14 protein-coding genes are annotated in these 18,683 nt (G+C 33.3%); 9 read left to right on the top strand and 5 right to left on the bottom strand.

Annotated elements, in window-relative coordinates:
• Positions 1–51: 51 nt before the first annotated feature.
• Together U0D62_RS05750 and brnQ are read right to left on the bottom strand one after the other, a co-directional pair.
• Positions 52–1,398: a cytochrome-c peroxidase gene (locus U0D62_RS05750; RefSeq protein WP_322194408.1), complete on the bottom strand. Its 1,347-nt coding sequence runs from the start codon at positions 1,396–1,398 to the stop codon at positions 52–54.
• A 119-nt stretch (positions 1,399–1,517) separates the two neighbouring features.
• Entirely contained in the window at positions 1,518–2,834 is a 1,317-nt protein-coding gene (brnQ, locus tag U0D62_RS05745) for a branched-chain amino acid transport system II carrier protein (RefSeq protein ID WP_322194406.1), read from the bottom strand.
• Between the two features lie 49 nt (positions 2,835–2,883).
• Between brnQ and U0D62_RS05740 the strand changes: the two genes are divergently transcribed.
• Together U0D62_RS05740 and U0D62_RS05735 are read left to right on the top strand one after the other, a co-directional pair.
• Entirely contained in the window at positions 2,884–3,663 is a 780-nt protein-coding gene (locus U0D62_RS05740; protein WP_322194404.1) for an alpha/beta fold hydrolase, read from the top strand.
• A 213-nt stretch (positions 3,664–3,876) separates the two neighbouring features.
• A complete protein-coding gene (locus tag U0D62_RS05735) occupies positions 3,877–4,146 on the top strand; it encodes a hypothetical protein (RefSeq protein WP_322194403.1) in 270 nt (89 codons plus the stop codon).
• Positions 4,147–4,157: 11 nt separating this feature from the next.
• Here the strand turns inward: U0D62_RS05735 and thiL are convergent, their stop codons facing one another.
• Positions 4,158–5,204 (bottom strand): thiamine-phosphate kinase, encoded by a 1,047-nt coding sequence (gene thiL / locus U0D62_RS05730; RefSeq protein WP_322194401.1) that lies wholly within the window; start codon positions 5,202–5,204, stop codon positions 4,158–4,160.
• Between the two features lie 79 nt (positions 5,205–5,283).
• Positions 5,284–5,799: a PPC domain-containing protein gene (locus U0D62_RS05725; protein ID WP_322194399.1), complete on the bottom strand. Its 516-nt coding sequence runs from the start codon at positions 5,797–5,799 to the stop codon at positions 5,284–5,286.
• Positions 5,800–6,088: 289 nt separating this feature from the next.
• Between U0D62_RS05725 and U0D62_RS05720 the strand changes: the two genes are divergently transcribed.
• The 7 genes from U0D62_RS05720 (at position 6,089) to U0D62_RS05690 (ending at position 18,098) form a co-directional block, all read left to right on the top strand.
• Positions 6,089–7,345: a choice-of-anchor B family protein gene (locus U0D62_RS05720; protein ID WP_322194397.1), complete on the top strand. Its 1,257-nt coding sequence runs from the start codon at positions 6,089–6,091 to the stop codon at positions 7,343–7,345.
• Positions 7,346–7,388: 43 nt separating this feature from the next.
• Complete coding sequence (locus tag U0D62_RS05715) at positions 7,389–8,834, top strand: choice-of-anchor B family protein (protein WP_322194396.1); 1,446 nt, start codon at positions 7,389–7,391, stop codon at positions 8,832–8,834.
• Between the two features lie 226 nt (positions 8,835–9,060).
• Entirely contained in the window at positions 9,061–11,757 is a 2,697-nt protein-coding gene (locus U0D62_RS05710; RefSeq protein ID WP_322194394.1) for a choice-of-anchor B family protein, read from the top strand.
• A 12-nt stretch (positions 11,758–11,769) separates the two neighbouring features.
• A complete protein-coding gene (locus tag U0D62_RS05705) occupies positions 11,770–13,128 on the top strand; it encodes a hypothetical protein (RefSeq protein ID WP_322194392.1) in 1,359 nt (452 codons plus the stop codon).
• A gap of 35 nt (positions 13,129–13,163) precedes the next feature.
• Positions 13,164–13,934 carry an MbnP family protein gene (locus U0D62_RS05700; RefSeq protein WP_322194390.1) on the top strand — a complete coding sequence of 257 codons (771 nt, stop codon included), beginning with the start codon at positions 13,164–13,166 and terminating at the stop codon, positions 13,932–13,934.
• A 40-nt stretch (positions 13,935–13,974) separates the two neighbouring features.
• On the top strand, positions 13,975–15,018 hold the full coding sequence (locus tag U0D62_RS05695; protein ID WP_322194388.1) for a cytochrome-c peroxidase: 1,044 nt from the start codon (positions 13,975–13,977) through the stop codon (positions 15,016–15,018).
• Between the two features lie 227 nt (positions 15,019–15,245).
• A complete protein-coding gene (locus U0D62_RS05690) occupies positions 15,246–18,098 on the top strand; it encodes an alpha/beta hydrolase family protein (protein ID WP_322194387.1) in 2,853 nt (950 codons plus the stop codon).
• Here U0D62_RS05690 and U0D62_RS05685 read toward each other — a convergent pair.
• Entirely contained in the window at positions 18,076–18,624 is a 549-nt protein-coding gene (locus U0D62_RS05685; protein ID WP_322194386.1) for a GNAT family N-acetyltransferase, read from the bottom strand. The two genes, U0D62_RS05690 and U0D62_RS05685, sit on opposite strands and share 23 nt — an antisense overlap.
• Positions 18,625–18,683 lie beyond the last annotated feature (59 nt).

Genomic DNA, 18,683 nt, shown 5'->3' with positions numbered 1-18,683 from the left:
TGTTTTATGAAAAAGGCTATTGGCTTTTTTATAATTAATGATTTTTAATAGTTAATCACATCCTAAATCTTCTCTGGAGACACTATCATTATTTGGAAAACAAAGTTCTGATATCATAGTTTCAGGAACGTATCTAAATAAATCAGGATCTCTTAAACTATTAGAAATAAAAGAAGTTAGGGTTTTTATTTCTTCATTAGTAAGATTGGTTGAGCCAAATTGAGATGCTAGATTTTCTGCTGGAACATCTGCGTTTTGAGGAATTCCTTCATTTTTATAAGTGATTACGTCTTTAAGAGAAGTAAAAGTACCGCCATGACCATAAAAACCATTGTCTGTTAGATTATACAAAGTTGGGGTTTTAAATTTATAATCATCATCACTGTTTTTTGTGAAATTTCCTCTTCCTTTTTTTACATTCTCCATATCAACATCTGATAGTAACAGTGCTTGGCTGGAATTGTCAAAATCTCCCATTCCGAATGCATAAAAGTTTTTGTCATTTAAAGCAGGACCAGTATGACACTCATAACATTTTCCTTTTCCAAAAAAGGTAATTGCACCTTTTTTCTCATTATCTGGGATTGCATTTTTATTTCCTTTTAACCATTGTTGCCAGGGAGATTTATTAGCCAATAAGGTTCTCTCATAGGCGGCAATTGCTAAAGCTGCATTTGTTTTGTTATATCTTTCACTTTCTATAACATCAGGAAATGCTTCGTCAAAAAGGTTTTTATAGCCATAGGTTTGTACAAAATCTTCATCGATTAATAATCTATGTACTCCCTGTCCTTTTATTGCTTGAACCTCTATACCCTGAAACCCTAAAAAGTTTTCCGGAATTTCTGACCAATAAGCATCTGTATCAGCATTTGTGCCTGTACCACCAAATTGCCCATTCCATAACATTACATCTTGATAGGCAACATTTAGAATTGTAGGTGAACGCAATGGCTGTACATCTATAGAATCTTGAGGAACTTGAGTATTTATAATTCTTTGTTCACCTTTGATCCCAAAACCAATACCACATTCACCAATTCCTTGTCGTAATCCAGAGCTAAATCCGGCGGCCGCGTGATGACATGACGCACAAGAATACATGTTTTTCATTTCGGCAATCTTTGGTTCTCCGCCAGTTGCCGTTTCATGAAGTAAAAATTTACCCAGAGCTACTTTTTCTTTGGTAAGTGGATTTAAAGGATCCTGAGGTATTTTAGAAAAATCATTGCTTTCAGGTAGAATAAAAAACGAATTCCCTTGACCGTTAGAAGCATTATCCAACAAAATCAATAATTCCATGTCTAGATCAGATGTAATCGGTAAATAGTCGTCGTTTGAACAAGATAAAGATGTTAAGCATAAGATTATGCCAGCAATTGCAGTTAGTTTTTTCATGTGATATTTCCCCCTTTTTTTAATATTCCCCGCTTAATCATTTCTTGTTAATGAAATGTTAAGAGGTGCAAATTTAACTAAAAATTCAGGAAGGTTACAACTTAATTTTTGCAAATTTTTTATGCCGTTTTATGAGCTGTTAATTGTACATATATGTTAGAAATAATAAAACTAACAAGTGCAGGTAAGACCCATCCAAAATGCTCATTTCCTAAAGGTAAAAATGCTCTAATACCAGATGCCCATTGTCCAAGATCAGTAGTTTCATTAGTGATAAATCGAATACAATCGGGGATACTAAATAAAATAGTTACTATAACTACTGTTCTGAACACTGATTGAGTGGCAAATTTCTCAGGGGCCACATTTAAAAAGATTAAAGCAATTGTAATTGGGTAAATCATAAAGATGATTGGTAAACCAATATGAATGATAGTACCAAAATTTAATTGACCAACTATTACTCCTATTAAACAAGCAATAATTGCTGTAATTAAATATACTTGTTTTGAGTCATTGAATAACCCTTTAAAATAATCAGCTGTACCAGTTGTTATACCTACAGCAGTAGTAAAACAAGCCAGACCAATTAAAAAGCTTAAAAATGTGCTTCCTATGTTTCCTAGTGCTGCTAAAGAAATTGTATTAAGAAGTTGGGCTCTTTGTAAGTCACTACTCAATGCTTGATCTACTACAATCTCTGATCTGAAATAAGCTCCAGCAGCGATCATTCCAGCATACATAATTAATAATCCAAAACCAGCAATAAATCCTGAACGGGAAATTAAATATTTTTTTGCCTCAAAAGTAGTATGCCCTCTCAGGTTTAAAGAAATTATAATAACTCCTCCAATTACCACTGCTCCAATAGCATCAAAAGTTTGATATCCTTCAATTAAACCTTGAAAAAAAGAAAGCTTCTCTGTGGGATTTACAATTTGTTCGGCAGAAAATAAACCAATACCTATAACTAATAATAAAATGGATACAATCAATGGTGTTAGATATTTTCCTAGGAGAGATAATATTTTAGACCTGTTTAATACAAAAACTAACACCAATCCAAAGTAAATTGTACTATTTAATAAAGAACCAATATTCTCAAAATTAGGCTGAATAACTGTTTCGTATGTTGCAGCTGCAGTTCTTGGAGAAGGAATTGCTACAGAAATAATATATACGATAATACAATAAACAGCACTAAAAATAGGAGAAACTTTTTTTGCAAAATCAAACATAGTTCCTTGTAAACGTGCATGTGCCAAAATCCCTAGAAGAGGGATAACCACTGCAGTAATAATAAAACCAAGAGCTACAATGAACCAATCTTCTCCAGAGTTATATCCAAGCATTGGAGGTAGCAAAAGATTTCCTGCACCAAAAAACATTGAAAAAAGAGCAAACCCGGTGATGAATGATTCTTTGGTGAATTTCATTTACAAATAATTTTAAGTTGGATATATAAGAATTTACCTTTGCAATATAATGACTTTAGAATATAAACAAAGTAAAATACACTATACGGCTGAAGATCAGGGGGAAGCTCTGGTTTTTTTACATGGGTTTTTAGAAAACTCAACCATGTGGAGAGAAATAGTTGCTGAGATAAATGATAAATATAGAATTGTAACCATTGATCTATTAGGGCATGGAAAAACAGAAAGTGTAGGTTATATTCATACTATGGAAGAGATGGCTAAAGCTGTTAAAGCAGTGTTAGATCATTTAAAAATTACACAGGTAACAATGATTGGTCATTCTATGGGAGGATATGTATCATTGGCTTGTGTAGAGCTTTTTCCAGAATTAGTTTCAAGATTAGTATTATTAAACTCTACTTCTTACCCAGATAGTGAAGAGCGAAAGATCAATCGAAGCAGAGCTATAAATATTGTAAAAAAGAACCCTAATGCTTATACAAGTATGGCAATAGCGAATCTTTTTGCTGAAGAAAATCGATCAAAGTTTGATATGGCGATTGATAGTATTAAAAATGAAGCGTCAAAAACTTCTTTGCAAGGAATTATTTCAGCGCTGGAAGGAATGAAAATCAGAAAGGATCGTAGGGAGGTTTTATTGAATTTTGACGGGCTCAAAATTATTTTTGCAGGTAAAAAAGATCCTATTTTAAATTATGACCAAAGAATAGAGGAGTCAAAATTTTGTAATACTAATCTTATAAGTTTTGATGGAGGGCACATGACTTATATTGAAGATAAAGATGAATTATTGGCGGAATTATCCCGTTTTTTACAGCAAAATTAAGGGCTAAAGCCTAAAAAATATGTAAGTAAAAGAGGCAATAAATTGACAAGTTAAAAAGGATGAAATACCTTTTTACCAGCCAAAACACACATAAAAAGAGGTTTTTTAGTTAAAAATCAGTGTTTTAGATTAAATTTTTCTTACAAAAAGAAGGAATATCTAGAAAAAAATATTATTATTGTATTGATAATCAAATTTTAACCCCGCAATACGATGAAGAATTCTACCCCCCATTCGTCATTTTCTTTCTCGAAAATTTACTGTTCCCTTTTTGGGCATAATTATGTTCTTTCTAAAAGTGTTACTCATCACATAAAAGAATACACTTGTTCACATTGTGGAGAACAAGCTACAACTAATAGTAAAGGTAAATTAGAAGTGATGACTCCTAAGCTAAAAGAAATTAATAATGCTTTGGCTTCTGTACATGCAAAAAAGATGGCCAGAAATAAAACAGATAATGCCTTGCCAGTTGCATCATAATTATATTTACATTAATCTTTAATTGGATTCCAGCCCTGAGCTTGTAATTGTATTTTCTCATTGGCTCTGGTAACTAATCCTATACCACTTTTCTCATCTGTTATATGACCAATAACGGTCAAATTAGGATTTGCCTTAATTTTTGGATAATCTTCCTGCTTAATTGTAAATAATAATTCATAATCTTCACCACCATTAAGCGCTACAGTAGTACTGTTGATTTTAAATTCTTCACAAGTAGAAATTACAGTAGGATCTATAGGTATTTTTTCTTCATATAGATTTACACCAACTTTTGATTGCGTACAGAGATGTATTACTTCTGATGATAAGCCGTCGCTAATATCAATCATACTTGTAGGTTGTACCTCTAAAGCTTTAAGTAATTCAGGAATATCTTTACGAGCTTCTGGCTTTAATTGTCGTTCAATAAGATAAGTATATTTATCCAGGTCAGGTTGTGAACTAGGATTCACTTTAAAAACTTCTTTTTCTCTTTCAAGAACCTGCAGACCTAAATAAGCAGCGCCAATATCTCCTGTTACTACCAGAAGATCATTTTCTTTTGCCCCATTACGATATACGAGATTATTGTCATTTGCATATCCTACTGCAGTAATACTTATTATTAAACCAGTGGTAGATGAGGTTGTATCTCCTCCTACAACGTCAATATTATAAATTTTTGCCGCTGTTTGTATTCCCGTATAAAGTTCCTCGAGAGCTTCCAACGGAAATCTATTAGATACGGCAATAGATACTGTGATCTGAGAAGCAGAAGCATTCATCGCATAGATATCTGATAAATTAACAATAACAGCTTTATAGCCTAAATGTTTTAGTGGTACATATGCCAAATCAAAATGAACTCCTTCAACAAGTAAATCTGTTGAAACAACACATTTTGAATCTTTAAAATCTAGAACAGCTGCATCATCGCCAATACCTTTAATCGTACTTTTTTGAGTAATCTTAAAGTTTTTGGTTAGATGGTCAATTAGTCCAAATTCTCCTAATTCGGATAAAGGTGTTTTAGGTGTGTTTTTATCTTCAATCATAGTGCAAAGGTAGGTAAGAAAGTCATTTTAAAGCATAAAAAAATCCCGAATTTTCGGGATTTTTACTACCTTAATTAAACTACAAACATTCTCTTTGATAATTTGTTGCCTCGGCATCGTTTATTGGTGTTACTCCTTCAGTAAAAGCAGTGTCTGATAATATGACTAAAGTATAAGTTCCATCAAAACCAGCGCTTAAGTTCCAATCTCTGGCAACTGCTAAATTATAAGTACCCGTTTCTGAGATTAAAATATTAGTGATGGATATTTCTTCGTCCTGAACAGTACACCCATAGTAGGTAATAGCACCTTCATTAAGTAAGTTGGGTCCTCCAAATTGACCAAAATCTGCTGATAGATCCAATGAGACCACAGATAACCCTGTTACTTCTTCAATACTGATAGATATCCTAGAACCCTCTTTAAGTTCAAATTGATAAATATCTTCACAAGTTTGAGACAATTCACAATTCCATTCTCCTTGTTCTTCAAACAAAGTGATTCCGGTTTCTACTGGTACATCATCATCTTTAGAACAACTTGTTAAAACAATGACACCTAATAATGCTACGATTTTTAAAACTTGAGTTTTCATAATTACATCTTTTTAACTGTACTTTTTTTGTGTTTATATCAGTATATCAGTTGCATTAAAAGATTGTTACCTGTTTTTAAGAATAATTTAAGAAATTAAGGTGATTATTATAAATTTTATAAAAATATAAGCAATGAGTTCTGTTATGTTAAATAAAACTCAGTATGGTTTGGTATTTTTATAAAAAATCTAATCTGACATTTATACCAACATCCCTGTAACTATCAAGAACCTATATGATTTGTAGGGTATTTAAAGGTGTACTTGTTATATATATACAATAGAACCTATGACTTTACTTATAAATATTAAGAAATCCATTCTCCAAAATCCTTGGAATAACCTTTGTTATGTTGTCTGTATTATAATTTTAGTAAGCTTTATAAGTTGCAGTAATGATGATGATGGAGGATCTACTCCTCCGGATGCAAGTCTTTGTGAAGGGGTATATCCTTGCAATGGACTAGAATTGGTTTCAAGAATATCGTTGGCGGATCTCAATGCATCTGCAGGTAATGATAGTTGGGGATGGACTGATCCAAGTACCGATAAAGAATATGCTATTGTTTGTTTAGATAATGGGACTGCATTTATAGATATTTCTAATCCAGAGACGCCAATTTATCTCGGTAAATTACCTACAGCAACAGTCAATAGTTCGTGGAGAGATGCCAAAGTGTATCAGAACCATGCATTTATAGTAAGTGAAGCACCAAATCATGGGATGCAAGTTTTTGATCTTACACAACTAAGAAATGTTACCAATCCACCACAAACATTTACTGCTGATGCAAGGTTTACTGGTTTTGGAAACGCACATAATATAGTTATTAATGAAGATTCTGGTTTTGCTTATGCCGTAGGGACTAGCAGAGCTGGTACGTTTGCTGGTGGTCCGGTCTTTCTGGATATTAGTGATCCGTTAAATCCCACAGATGTTGGAGGCTTTGCTTCTAATGGGCAACAACCATATAGCCATGATGCACAAGTAGTTAATTATAATGGTCCAGATACAGATTATACAGGTCGTGAGATTTTGATAGGAAGTAATGAAGTAGAAATTGTGATAGCTGATATTACTGATAAAAATAATCCTGTAACGATTTCTACTATCAATTATTCTAATGTAGGATACACGCATCAAGGGTGGTTTACAGAAAATCAGAGGTATTTTCTTTTAGGAGATGAGCTAGATGAACAAAGAGTTGGATTTAATACCCGTACTATTATTTTTGATTTTCAGGATTTGGATAACCCCGTATTACATATGACATATGATGGAACTTCTTCTGCAATTGACCATAATGGATATGTAAAAGGAAATAAATTTTATTTAGCAAGTTATAGAGCAGGTCTTCGGATAATAGATATTTCAGATATTGATAATAGAAATATGACCGAAATAAGTTTTTTTGACACTTTTCCAAACGATAATGCCGCAGGATTTAATGGAGCGTGGAATGTTTACCCGTTTTTTGATAGTGGAAACATAGTAATTAGTGATATAGAATCCGGTTTTATACTGGTTAGAGAAACCTCTCCATAAAATTTTTACGTAAACAAACTCAACAAATCAATAAACCCTAACAATGAAAACTCAACTATTTTTTACACTACTTATTTTCTTATTTTCTTCTCAGATCCAGTCTCAAACACTTTGTGAGAATGGAATGGCTGGCTCTTACCCTTGTAATGATTATGATTTAATGTCACATATCCCACTATCTACGATGAGTGCATCTGCAGGTAATGACAGTTGGGGATGGACAGATCCTACTAATAATAATGAGTATGCTATTATTGCCCTAAATAACGGAACCGCTTTTATTGATATTTCAGATCCAATTAATCCAATCTACCTTGGTAAATTACCTACAGCCACCAGTAATAGCTCTTGGAGAGATGTTAAAGTATATCAGAATCATGCATTTATCGTTAGTGAAGCACCAAATCATGGGATGCAGGTTTTTGACCTTACAAGATTACGTAATGTTGCTAACCCTCCTCAAACTTTTACTGTCGATAAACATTTTACAGATTTTGGGAGTGCTCATAATATTGTGATTAATGAAGATTCTGGGTATGCCTATGCCGTAGGAACTAGTAGAGCTGGGACTTACAGAGGAGGTCCGGTATTTATAAATATTCAGGATCCTGTTAATCCTGTTTCGGATGGAGGATTTCTTTCTACTGGAGATAGAGCATATAGTCATGATGCACAAGTAGTTAACTACAATGGTCCTGATTCTGATTATGCTGGGCGTGAAATTTTAATCGGTAGTAACGAAATAGAAGTTGTAATAGCCGATATTACCAATAAATCTAACCCGACTACTATATCAACTATTAAATATTCTGATGTTGGTTATACGCATCAAGGATGGTTTACAGAAGATATGAGGTATTTTATTTTGGGAGATGAAACAGATGAACAAGGAGTAGGTTTTAACACTAGAACAATAGTTTTTGATCTTCAGGATTTAGATAACCCAGTACAGCATATGGTATATACAGGTCCTACGCCAGCTATCGATCATAATGGATATGTTAAAGGAGATAAATTTTATTTGGCAAATTATCGTGCGGGAATAAGAGTAATAGATATTTCTGATATAGGTAATAAAAACATGACAGAGATAGGTTCTTTTGATACGTTTCCTTCTAGTAATAGTGCTTCATTTAATGGCGTGTGGAATGTATATCCCTATTTTAATAGCGGAAACATTGTGATTAGCGATATCGAAGGAGGGTTCTTTCTGGTAAGACAAAGTAATACTTTAAGTGTGGGTGATTTTTCGACAAAAGAAAAATTTTCTATGTATCCTAATCCGGCAAGTTCAAGACTTACGATTAATGGAGGAGATGGTTTTCAGTTAGAAAAAATTGAAATCTATAATATTTTGGGTAAAAAAGTTGATGAAATAACTTCTTTTGATACACCAAACAGTACAAATCTTGCTCTTAATTATTCTTCGGGGATCTATTTGGTACGTGTTAATGATAACTTGACAAAAAAATTAATTATAAATAAATAATTCAATAAGATAATTGCTTGAATACTAAGAATTAGTATTTAAAGAAAAGTTAAAAATATCAGTTCTTTGTGGTTTTTTGTTAAAAAAAACTTAATGAAATTAACTCTAAGTAATACTACGTAATTACTAGGAATAAATTTCATAAATTTAGATAAATGTTTAATAATTAAACTTTTAATATGACTTAACAAAAAAAATCTAACTAACTCTTAAAACCACAAACTCAATGAAAATTTTAACAATTACGCTTTCGTTTTTGCTACTGACTTTTGTATCCTATAGTCAAACACCTTGTACGAATGGCTTCGCGGGTTCTTACCCTTGTAACGACTACGATTTAATGTCTCATATCACACTTTCTACAATGAATGCTGGAGCTGGAAATGATAGCTGGGGATGGACAGATCCTACCAATGGGAGGGAATATGCGATTATCGGTTTAAATAATGGAACCGCATTTATTGACATTTCTGATCCAGTTAATCCTATTTATCTAGGTAAATTACCTACTGCAACCAGTAACAGTTCCTGGAGAGATGTAAAAGTCTATAAAGACCATGCATTTATTGTAAGTGAAGCTTCTAACCATGGAATGCAGGTTTTTGACCTTACCCGATTACGTAATGTTGCAAACCCACCTCAGAATTTTACCGCAGATACAAGGTATACTGAATTTGGCAACGCACACAATATTGTAATTAATGAAGATTCAGGCTATGCTTATGTAGTAGGAGCTCAAAGAAATTCAGGTCCTTATCGAGGAGGTCCTCTTTTTATTAATATTCAAGACCCTAAAAACCCAACTAATGCAGGAGGGTTTTTGTCTGGAGGTCAACGAGCTTATACCCATGATGCACAAGTAGTAACCTATAATGGACCTGATAGTAATTATACAGGTAGAGAAATACTCATCGGAAGTAATGAGATCGAAGTAGTAATAGCCGATATTACAAATAAAGCAAACCCTGTTACCATTTCTACTATTAAATACTCAGATGTTGGATATACCCATCAAGGATGGTTTACAGAAGATATGAGATATTTTATTCTGGGAGATGAAACAGATGAACAAGGAGTAGGCTTTAATACCAGGACAATCATTTTTGATTTCCAAGATTTAGATAATCCACAACAACACATGATATATAATGGTCCTACTGCAGCAATAGATCATAATGGGTATGTAAAAGGAAATAAATTTTATTTGGCAAATTATCGAGCAGGGATTAGAGTAATAGATATTTCTGATATTGGGAATAAAAATATTACAGAAATAGGTTCTTTTGATACATATCCTTCCAGTAATGGAGCAGCTTTTAATGGTGTGTGGAATGTATATCCGTATTTTAATAGTGGAAATATTGTAATAAGTGATATAGAAGGAGGCTTCTTTTTAGTAAGAAAAAGTGCCACAGTAGTATGCCAAGCTACAACCCCTTCTTCTGTTTCTTCATCTAATGTTGGAGCTACTTCGGCTACTGTAAGTTGGGGGAGTGTTGCAGCAGCTACTTATGATGTAAGATATAGAGCAACAGGAACTTCTGCCTGGACTACCAATACTTCTTCAGGAACGTCTTATGTGATTTCAGGTTTATCACCTACTACTCAATATGAAGCTCAAGTAAGGAGTAAGTGCTCTGATGGGAGTACCTCTCAATACAGTAATTCGGTTACATTTACTACCACTAGCGTACAGTTAGTATATTGTGATTCTAATGGTAATAGTGTTTCAGATGAATATATAAGTAATGTTGCTATAGGAACAATAAATAATGCTTCTGGAGCTTCAAATGGAGGTTATATTGATTACACATCTATATCCACTGATCTCAAAAGAGATGATACGCATACGATTACTGTCACTCCTACCTGGACAGGTACAGTATATAGTGAGGGGTATAGCGTATGGATTGACTTTAATCAAGATGGGGACTTTTCTGATTCTGGAGAGCAGGTATGGACTCAAACGGCTACTCAAAATACACCAGTAGCAGGTAATTTTTCCATTCCAGCTTCCGCATTAAATGGAACAACCAGAATGCGAGTTTCTATGAAATATAATGGAGTGCCTTCTCCCTGTGAGTCTTTTCAATATGGAGAGGTAGAAGATTATACGGTTAATATCATTGAAGGAGGAGGATCTGGAGGTGATGGATGTACTTCGGGTATCTCATCATTCCCATATAATGAAGGATTTGAAAATACGGTAGGAGCATGGGTGCAGTCTACTGCAGACGATATAAATTGGTCTGTAGATGCAAACGGAACTCCATCAAGAAATACCGGACCATCAAGTGCTACTCAAGGAACATACTATATTTATGTTGAGGCTTCAGGAAATGGCACAGGATATCCTAATAAACGAGCAATTATCAATTCTCCATGTTTTGATTTAAGCGCACAATCTTCTGCTACTTTTTCTTTTGCATATCATATGTATGGAGCAACAAACATGGGTAGTATTGCTTTGGAGGCGAGTGCTGATGATGGAGCTTCTTGGACTAGTTTATGGAGTCAAACAGGAAACCAAGGAAACTCTTGGAAAACCGTAAATATTGATCTAGCCGCTTATACTGGTGCAGGAGTACAACTTAGATTTAATAGAATTACAGGTTCTACCTGGCAAGCAGATATAGCAATAGACAATGTTGCGCTTACAACTAGCGCATCTAGAGTTGCTATTAGTGCACCAGAAAAAACAACGCTCACCATATTTCCTAATCCTGTTCAAGGTGCTATTTTAAACGTGTCTATGAATCATAGAGATGTGTCAGAATATGAAATCAAAAATTTTGTAGGGCAATTAGTAAGTAAAGGAACCGTTACAAATACTATAGACATCTCTACTTTAAATACCGGAGTATATTTTCTACAAGTCATTACTAATGGAGAGATACTGTCTAAACGGTTTGTAAAAAAATAAAATAAATAATATATGAATCATCTTAAATTATCATTTCGCCTTTTTGCTATCAGTTTTATATCATTAACTTTTACAACTTGTAGCAATGATGATTCAACCGAACCCACGCCACCTGTTGATACTGGTTTTAAAGGTGAGATAGAGTGGATTAAAACATTTGGAGGAAGTAATGAAGATAATGCCCTGTCAGTAGTAGAAACTACTGATGGGGGTTATGCTGTTGCTGGATATACCCAGAGTATTGATGGTGATATTACTGACAAGACTGCTACCGATAGTGACTTTTGGGTGCTTAAATTAACCAAAGAAGGAACAATCTCCTGGAGTAAGACCTATGGAGGCACAGGTGATGATAGAGGAGAGAGAATTATACAGACGACTGATGGAGGTTACATTTTAGTTGGATATAGTAGGAGTAGTGATGAAGATGTAACTGTCAATGCAGGTTTGCAGGATTATTGGATTGTGAAAATTAACTCAACAGGAGAAATACAATGGGAGAAAAGTTTTGGTTTTCCTGGAATTGATAGAGCTTTCTCGGTTGTTCAAACTACTGATGGCGGTTATTTTGTTACAGGTTTTCTGGATGTAACAGCCAGTAGCGGTGGAGGTAATGATAAAAGAAATAACGTTCGACATGGTGTTGGGGAATTCTGGGGGATTAAACTTGATGCAGATGGAAATAAAGTATGGAGACGTTATTTTGGAGGAACCAATAACGACCGTAGCTACGATACCGTTCAAACAGAAGATAATGGATTCTTAATGATTGGTTCATCAGAAAGTATTGATTTTGATGTAACAAACAGTAAGGGGAGTTATGATTTCTGGGCTGTAAAAGTAAACTCAGAAGGGACTATGTTATGGCAGAAGTCATTTGGTGGTTCTGAAATTGATGTAGCATATGCAATTGCTGCCACAGGTAATGGTAAATTTGTTATTGTAGGAGATTCCAGAAGTAATGATGGAGATATTACTGGTGCCAAAGGAAATGCAGATCTCTGGATGATACAAATCGATGGTAATGGAAACCTGCTTTGGGAAAAATCTTTAGGAGGAACAGCCTTTGATACAGGAAGAGGGATTCATAAAACACAAGATGGAAATTTCATGATTACCGGAAATTCTAGAAGTAACGATGTAGATCTTACTCAGAATAGAGGTCAAAGTGATATCTTAAGTATAATGATAGATACTACCGGAGAGGTTAAATGGAAAACGACAACAGGAGGAAGTGAAGCAGAATTTGGAGAGGATTGTATAGAAACAAATGATAAAAAAGTCGTAGTTGTTGGTAACTCAGAAAGTAATGATTTTGATATCCCTGAAAACAAAGGCTCCAAAGATGTATTAATTATAAAATATAAATAACACAAACAAAAATTAAAACTTTAATGAATACAAAAATGAAAAAGATCTTAATAATTGCGTTAACTCTTGTTACCGTATTATCTTGTAAAAGCGATGATGATAATAATGGTGCAAAAGTAGGAAGTCTTAATCTTGATTTTACAAACATAATTGATAATAACCCTATTGAATTATCGCGTGGTGCATATACCAATGGTAGTAGTGAAACATATACAATTTCTGAATTAAAGTACATTATCAGTAATATAGTTTTAGTCAAAGCTAATGGCGAAGAATTTAAATACCCTGTAGCTGATAGTTATTTTCTTATAAATGAAGAAGTAAGTACCAGTAAAGAAGTAGGATTAACTGATATAACATCTGGAGAATACACAAAAATTAAATTTGGTTTTGGTGTTGATCAATCAAATTATCCGTTAAATGGAGTTAACAACTTTATACCTACTGCAGAAGAAAGTGGGATGTTATGGAGTTGGTCTGCCGGATATAAATTCCTTAAGTTTGAAGGAACTTATAGTATGGTTGGAGTACCCAATACCAATACTCCTTTTCTTTTACACGTAGGAAGTCACGGTACCACATTGGATAATTATAAAGAGATTACTTTAGATTTACCAAATACATTATCTATATCAGCAAATAATACAGCCAATATAACTATTAAAGCAGATGTAGCTAAAATATTTGATAGTACAAACTCACATTCATTGCAAGATAAAAGTGATATACAGGTAGACCCGGTAAATGCACCATTGATTGCAGAAAATGTTAGTACTATGTTTAGTATTACAAATGTTTCTAATTAATAATAAGCATATTTTAATTTTAGTCAGTAAGAATTACCACGTGAAATTATTATCATATATAACTATTATCCTTTTTGGAGCTGCCTGCAGTTCTGAAAAGGATGATTATGTGTCTATAGAAAATCCAAAACTAGAATTTACAGTTCCTGCTAACTTTCCAGAACCTAGTTATAATATTACCCTTAACCCTCCAACTGAAAAAGGTTTTGAGCTAGGAAAAAAATTATTTTACGATGGACGTCTATCGTCAGACGGAGTAGTCTCATGCGGATTTTGTCATATTCAGGATTTTGCTTTTACACATCATACACATATTGTTAGTCATGGTGTTGATGGAGCTTTAGGAACTCGCAATGCCCAACCACTTCATAATTTAGCATTTTTAAATGCATTTACCTGGGATGGTGCAGCAATACATTTAGATTTACAACCTATAATACCAATTACTGCCGAGGTAGAAATGAATGAAACTTTTAGCAGTATTATCAAAAAACTTGAGGAGCAGCCAGAATATGTCAAATTATTTGCAGAGGCTTTTGAGGATCAAAAGATAAACTCTGATAATATGCTTAAGGCATTATCACAATTTATGGTGATGATGATTTCTTCTAATTCAAAATATGATAAAATTGAAAGGAATGAAGGTTCTGTGTTTACAGAAGATGAAGCCTCAGGTTTTGAACTTTTTAAGTCTAAATGTGCTTCTTGTCATCAAGGCACACTATTTACAGATCAATCATATCGTAATAATGGATTACCTATTGATCCTCAGTATAATGATATTGGTAGAGGGCGAGTTACCGGATTAGAAGCTGATATGTATAAGTTTAGAGTTCCAACGCTCAGAAATATTGAGCTTAGTTTTCCTTATATGCATGACGGAAGGCTTAAAACATTAGAAGATGTTTTAAATCATTATAGTAATGGGATGGTAGAATCCGAAACGTTAGATCCTGTTTTTAGAAATGCAGATATGACCATAGGTATTTCTATGACAGATCAAGAAAAACAGCAAATCATAGCCTTTCTTAGAACACTTACAGATGATGATTTTGTTAATGACAACCGCTTTTCAGAATTTTAACAAGTAATGATTGGATCCTGCATAACTACCTGTAAATCGGTCTCATTTTATGATGTTTTTTAGCATTTCAGAAGAGTTTTTCTTATCACTGCTTAGATAAAGTTATGTTAAATACATACCGTTAGGGAAAAGGTTTTATAATTTTCGCTGGATTTTATAAAATAAATCCTTGATATCCATTAGTAAAAAATGACAAAAGTGTTTTGTTATTCATTAAACTCAATCCAATGGTTCGAAAATTCGTAATCCTATTAGTCCTTTTAACCCCTATCTCTCTTTTAGCTCAAAAAAAAGCAATTACCCACGATGATTATGATCTTTGGAAAAGGATCAGTGATGTTAAAATATCAAATAAAGGGAAACTAGTTGTATCTACTATAGAAACATCTACTAAGCGAGGAGATGGATATATAGAAATATATAATACAAAGAATAAACAGAAATTTGTTTTTCATAATGGATATAATTCTTCAATAACCTCTGATGAGAGTTTTGTGATTTTTAAAAGAAAACCAAACTATGAAACTTTAAGAAAAGAGAAAAAGAAAGAAGTTGATAAAGAAGATAGGTCCAAAGACGCCTTGTTTATCTATGATGTGAAGAATAATAAAATTCTTGATTCTATTCTAAGGGTTAAAAAATATAAGATACCTATAAAAGGAAAAGATTGGCTGGTGATTGAGAAATTCAAGAACAAAAGCACTTCTAAAAAGAAGAAAGAAAAAGATTCCCTACAGGAGAAAAAAAAGGATACTACAAAAAAGAAAATCCCATTAGCCAAGAAACAAAATTATGCACTGGTTTATAACTTGAAAACCAAAAATACAGATACACTTCATCAAATTAAAGATTTTGTGGTTCCTGAGAAGGGTAATTTTTTCTATTACGCATTAAAAAACCAAAAGAAAAACGAAAAAGATCTAGGAGTATATCAATATGATTTGTCTTTAGGAGCAAAAAAAGTTGTAGATACAGGTAAATATAGATATGATAAATTAGTAGTGGATAAAGAAGGTTTCAGATTTTCTTTTCTTGCAGCTTCAGACTCTACAGCAGTAGATTCACTTAAGTATGGATTGTATTATTACAAGAATCAAAAACTCAAAAATCTAATAGATACTGTTAGTAATAACCTTAGAAATCGATGGGTTTTAAGTGCCGATCAATCTCCTTTCTTTTCAGAATACGGGAAACGGCTTTATTTTTATTCAAAACCCAAAGTAGAATATAAGAGAGACACTACATTGCTCGAAGAAGAGATTCCTCAGGTAGATGTATGGAATTGGCAGGACAAAATGATCCAGCCTGAACAGAAATCCAGATTTGAAGAACTTAATAAGAAAGCTTTTATCTCTTATTATGATACGGATAAAGATGATTTTATTCATATCCAGGATGAGGTAATCTCTGAGGTAATCTTTGATAAAGATAAAGAGCAACAATTTGTATTTGGATCTACAGGTTCACCATATGATATTCAACGTTCCTGGAATTTGCCCTGGACGAATGATTACTATCTAATAAATACTTATACGGGAGAGAGAAACCTTGTGTTAAAGAATATGGCAATAGATCCTATTCTATCTCCGGATAAAACATATGCCTTGTATTATGATATACAGAAACAAGCCTGGTTTTCTGTAAATCTTCTAACTTCTAAAATATTAAATCTTACAAAAGAACTTTCTGTAGCATTTTATGATGAAGATGATGATCACCCTGCATTGCCTTATCCATATGGTTATGGAGGTTTTGATGCAGAAGGTAATGCTCTGGTATTTGATAAATTTGATATTTGGAGAATTGCCCTTGACGGTAAAAAGAAACCACAAAACATTACTAAAACCGGAAGAAAAAATGCTATAGAATATAGAACATTGAGACTAGATCCGGAAAATAGAATGAATGCTTCTTACCTTAATGATGAATTACTTATTACAAGCTTTGATAAAACCACTAAAGCTTCAGGTTTATACGCACTAGATAAAGGAAAGCTAGTAGAAAAAATAAAGCCTTCAGAGTTTCTCATAAATAGATATAATAAAGCTAAAAACGCAGAGATTTTTACATATCAAAAACAGAATTTTAATACGTTTCAAGATATGCATCTAAGCAATGATGGGTTTAAAAACAATACACAGATTACCAATGCGAATCCTCATCAAAAAGATTTTAAATGGGGAACAGCTGAATTATTTTCATGGAAAGCTTATGATGGAAAAAAATTGGAAGGGATTATATATAAACCAGAAGATTTTGATCCTGCAAAAAAATATCCGTTGATCACATATTTTTATGAAAAGAGATCTGATAGTTATAGAACGTATCATATTCCACGACCAAGTGCTTCTATTGTAAACTCATCTTATCTTGTTAGTAATGATTATATAATGTTTGTTCCTGATATTGTATATGATGAGGGGAAACCAGGAGCTAGCGCTTATAATTGTATTGTTTCAGGAGTTGAGGCGGTAGAAGAACTTGGCTATATAGATAGTAACAACATGGCAATTCAAGGACAGAGTTGGGGTGGATATCAAGTCGCTTATTTAATAACAGTTACCAATAAATTTAAAACTGCAATGGCAGGTGCACCAGTAAGTAATATGACCTCTGCTTATGGAGGAATACGATGGCAATCCGGGCTGAGTAGAGCTTTTCAATATGAAAAATCTCAAAGTAGAATCGGTAAAAACTTATGGGAAGGTTTTGATTTATATATAGAAAACTCTCCGCTATTCGGAATTCCTAAAATAGAAACTCCTTTGCTTATGATGCATAACGATAAGGATGGAGCAGTACCCTATTATCAAGGAATAGAGATGTTTATGGGTATGCGTAGATTACAAAAACCAGTTTGGTTATTGGTTTATAATAATGAAGCACATAATCTAAGAAAAGAAAAAAACAAGCAAGACTTATCTATACGAATGATGCAGTTTTTTGACCATTACTTAAAAGGTGAACCAGCTCCTGTATGGATGACCAAAGGAGTACCAAGAATACAAAAGGGGAAAGATTTTGGATATGATCTTGAAGAGGTTCAAAAACCGAATATCACTCCCAGTTCCAATGAATAATATGCCATTCTATATCATCTGAGGAGTATGTAAGCAATGTTTTAAAACCTATAGCATAATGAGCATTTAAGGATCTTGTATTATTGGCAGCTACTTCGGTAATGAGTACATCATACTTATTCTGTAGTACTTCTCGCATATGGTGATATAGCCCTCTAAAAATTCCTTGTTTTCTATATGCCTTATCGATACAAACCTGTCCCATAGTGATATATGTACTAGAATGATCTAAGAAATTATTGATTTTATCAAACATTGGTCGCAGTATAGGGATTTCATTGCCAAAATCTTTTGTCATGCACAATGTGTATCCAACCACAACTTCACCATCTTTTGCAATGATATGCGGTTGCTGATCATTCATTCTTTTTAAAATATCGAAATCGTGCTGCACAGTTACAAAACCTTCTTTTTCTTTTTCACTTTTTGAAATAGAAACAGGTAAATTCTTTTGTTGAAGTTGAATGATCTGTTCCAATTCATTGTTAGAAGAAGCAATTGTAAATTTAAGTTGTGGAATACTCATTTTTTTCGGAATAGAATTCTGTATATAAAGATAGGGTTTTAATGATTTTATAAGCTCAT

The organism is Aquimarina callyspongiae, assembly GCF_034322225.1.
In the GTDB taxonomy this organism is placed as follows: Bacteria; Bacteroidota; Bacteroidia; order Flavobacteriales; family Flavobacteriaceae; genus Aquimarina.
This window is presented reverse-complemented; position numbering and strand designations above follow the sequence as displayed.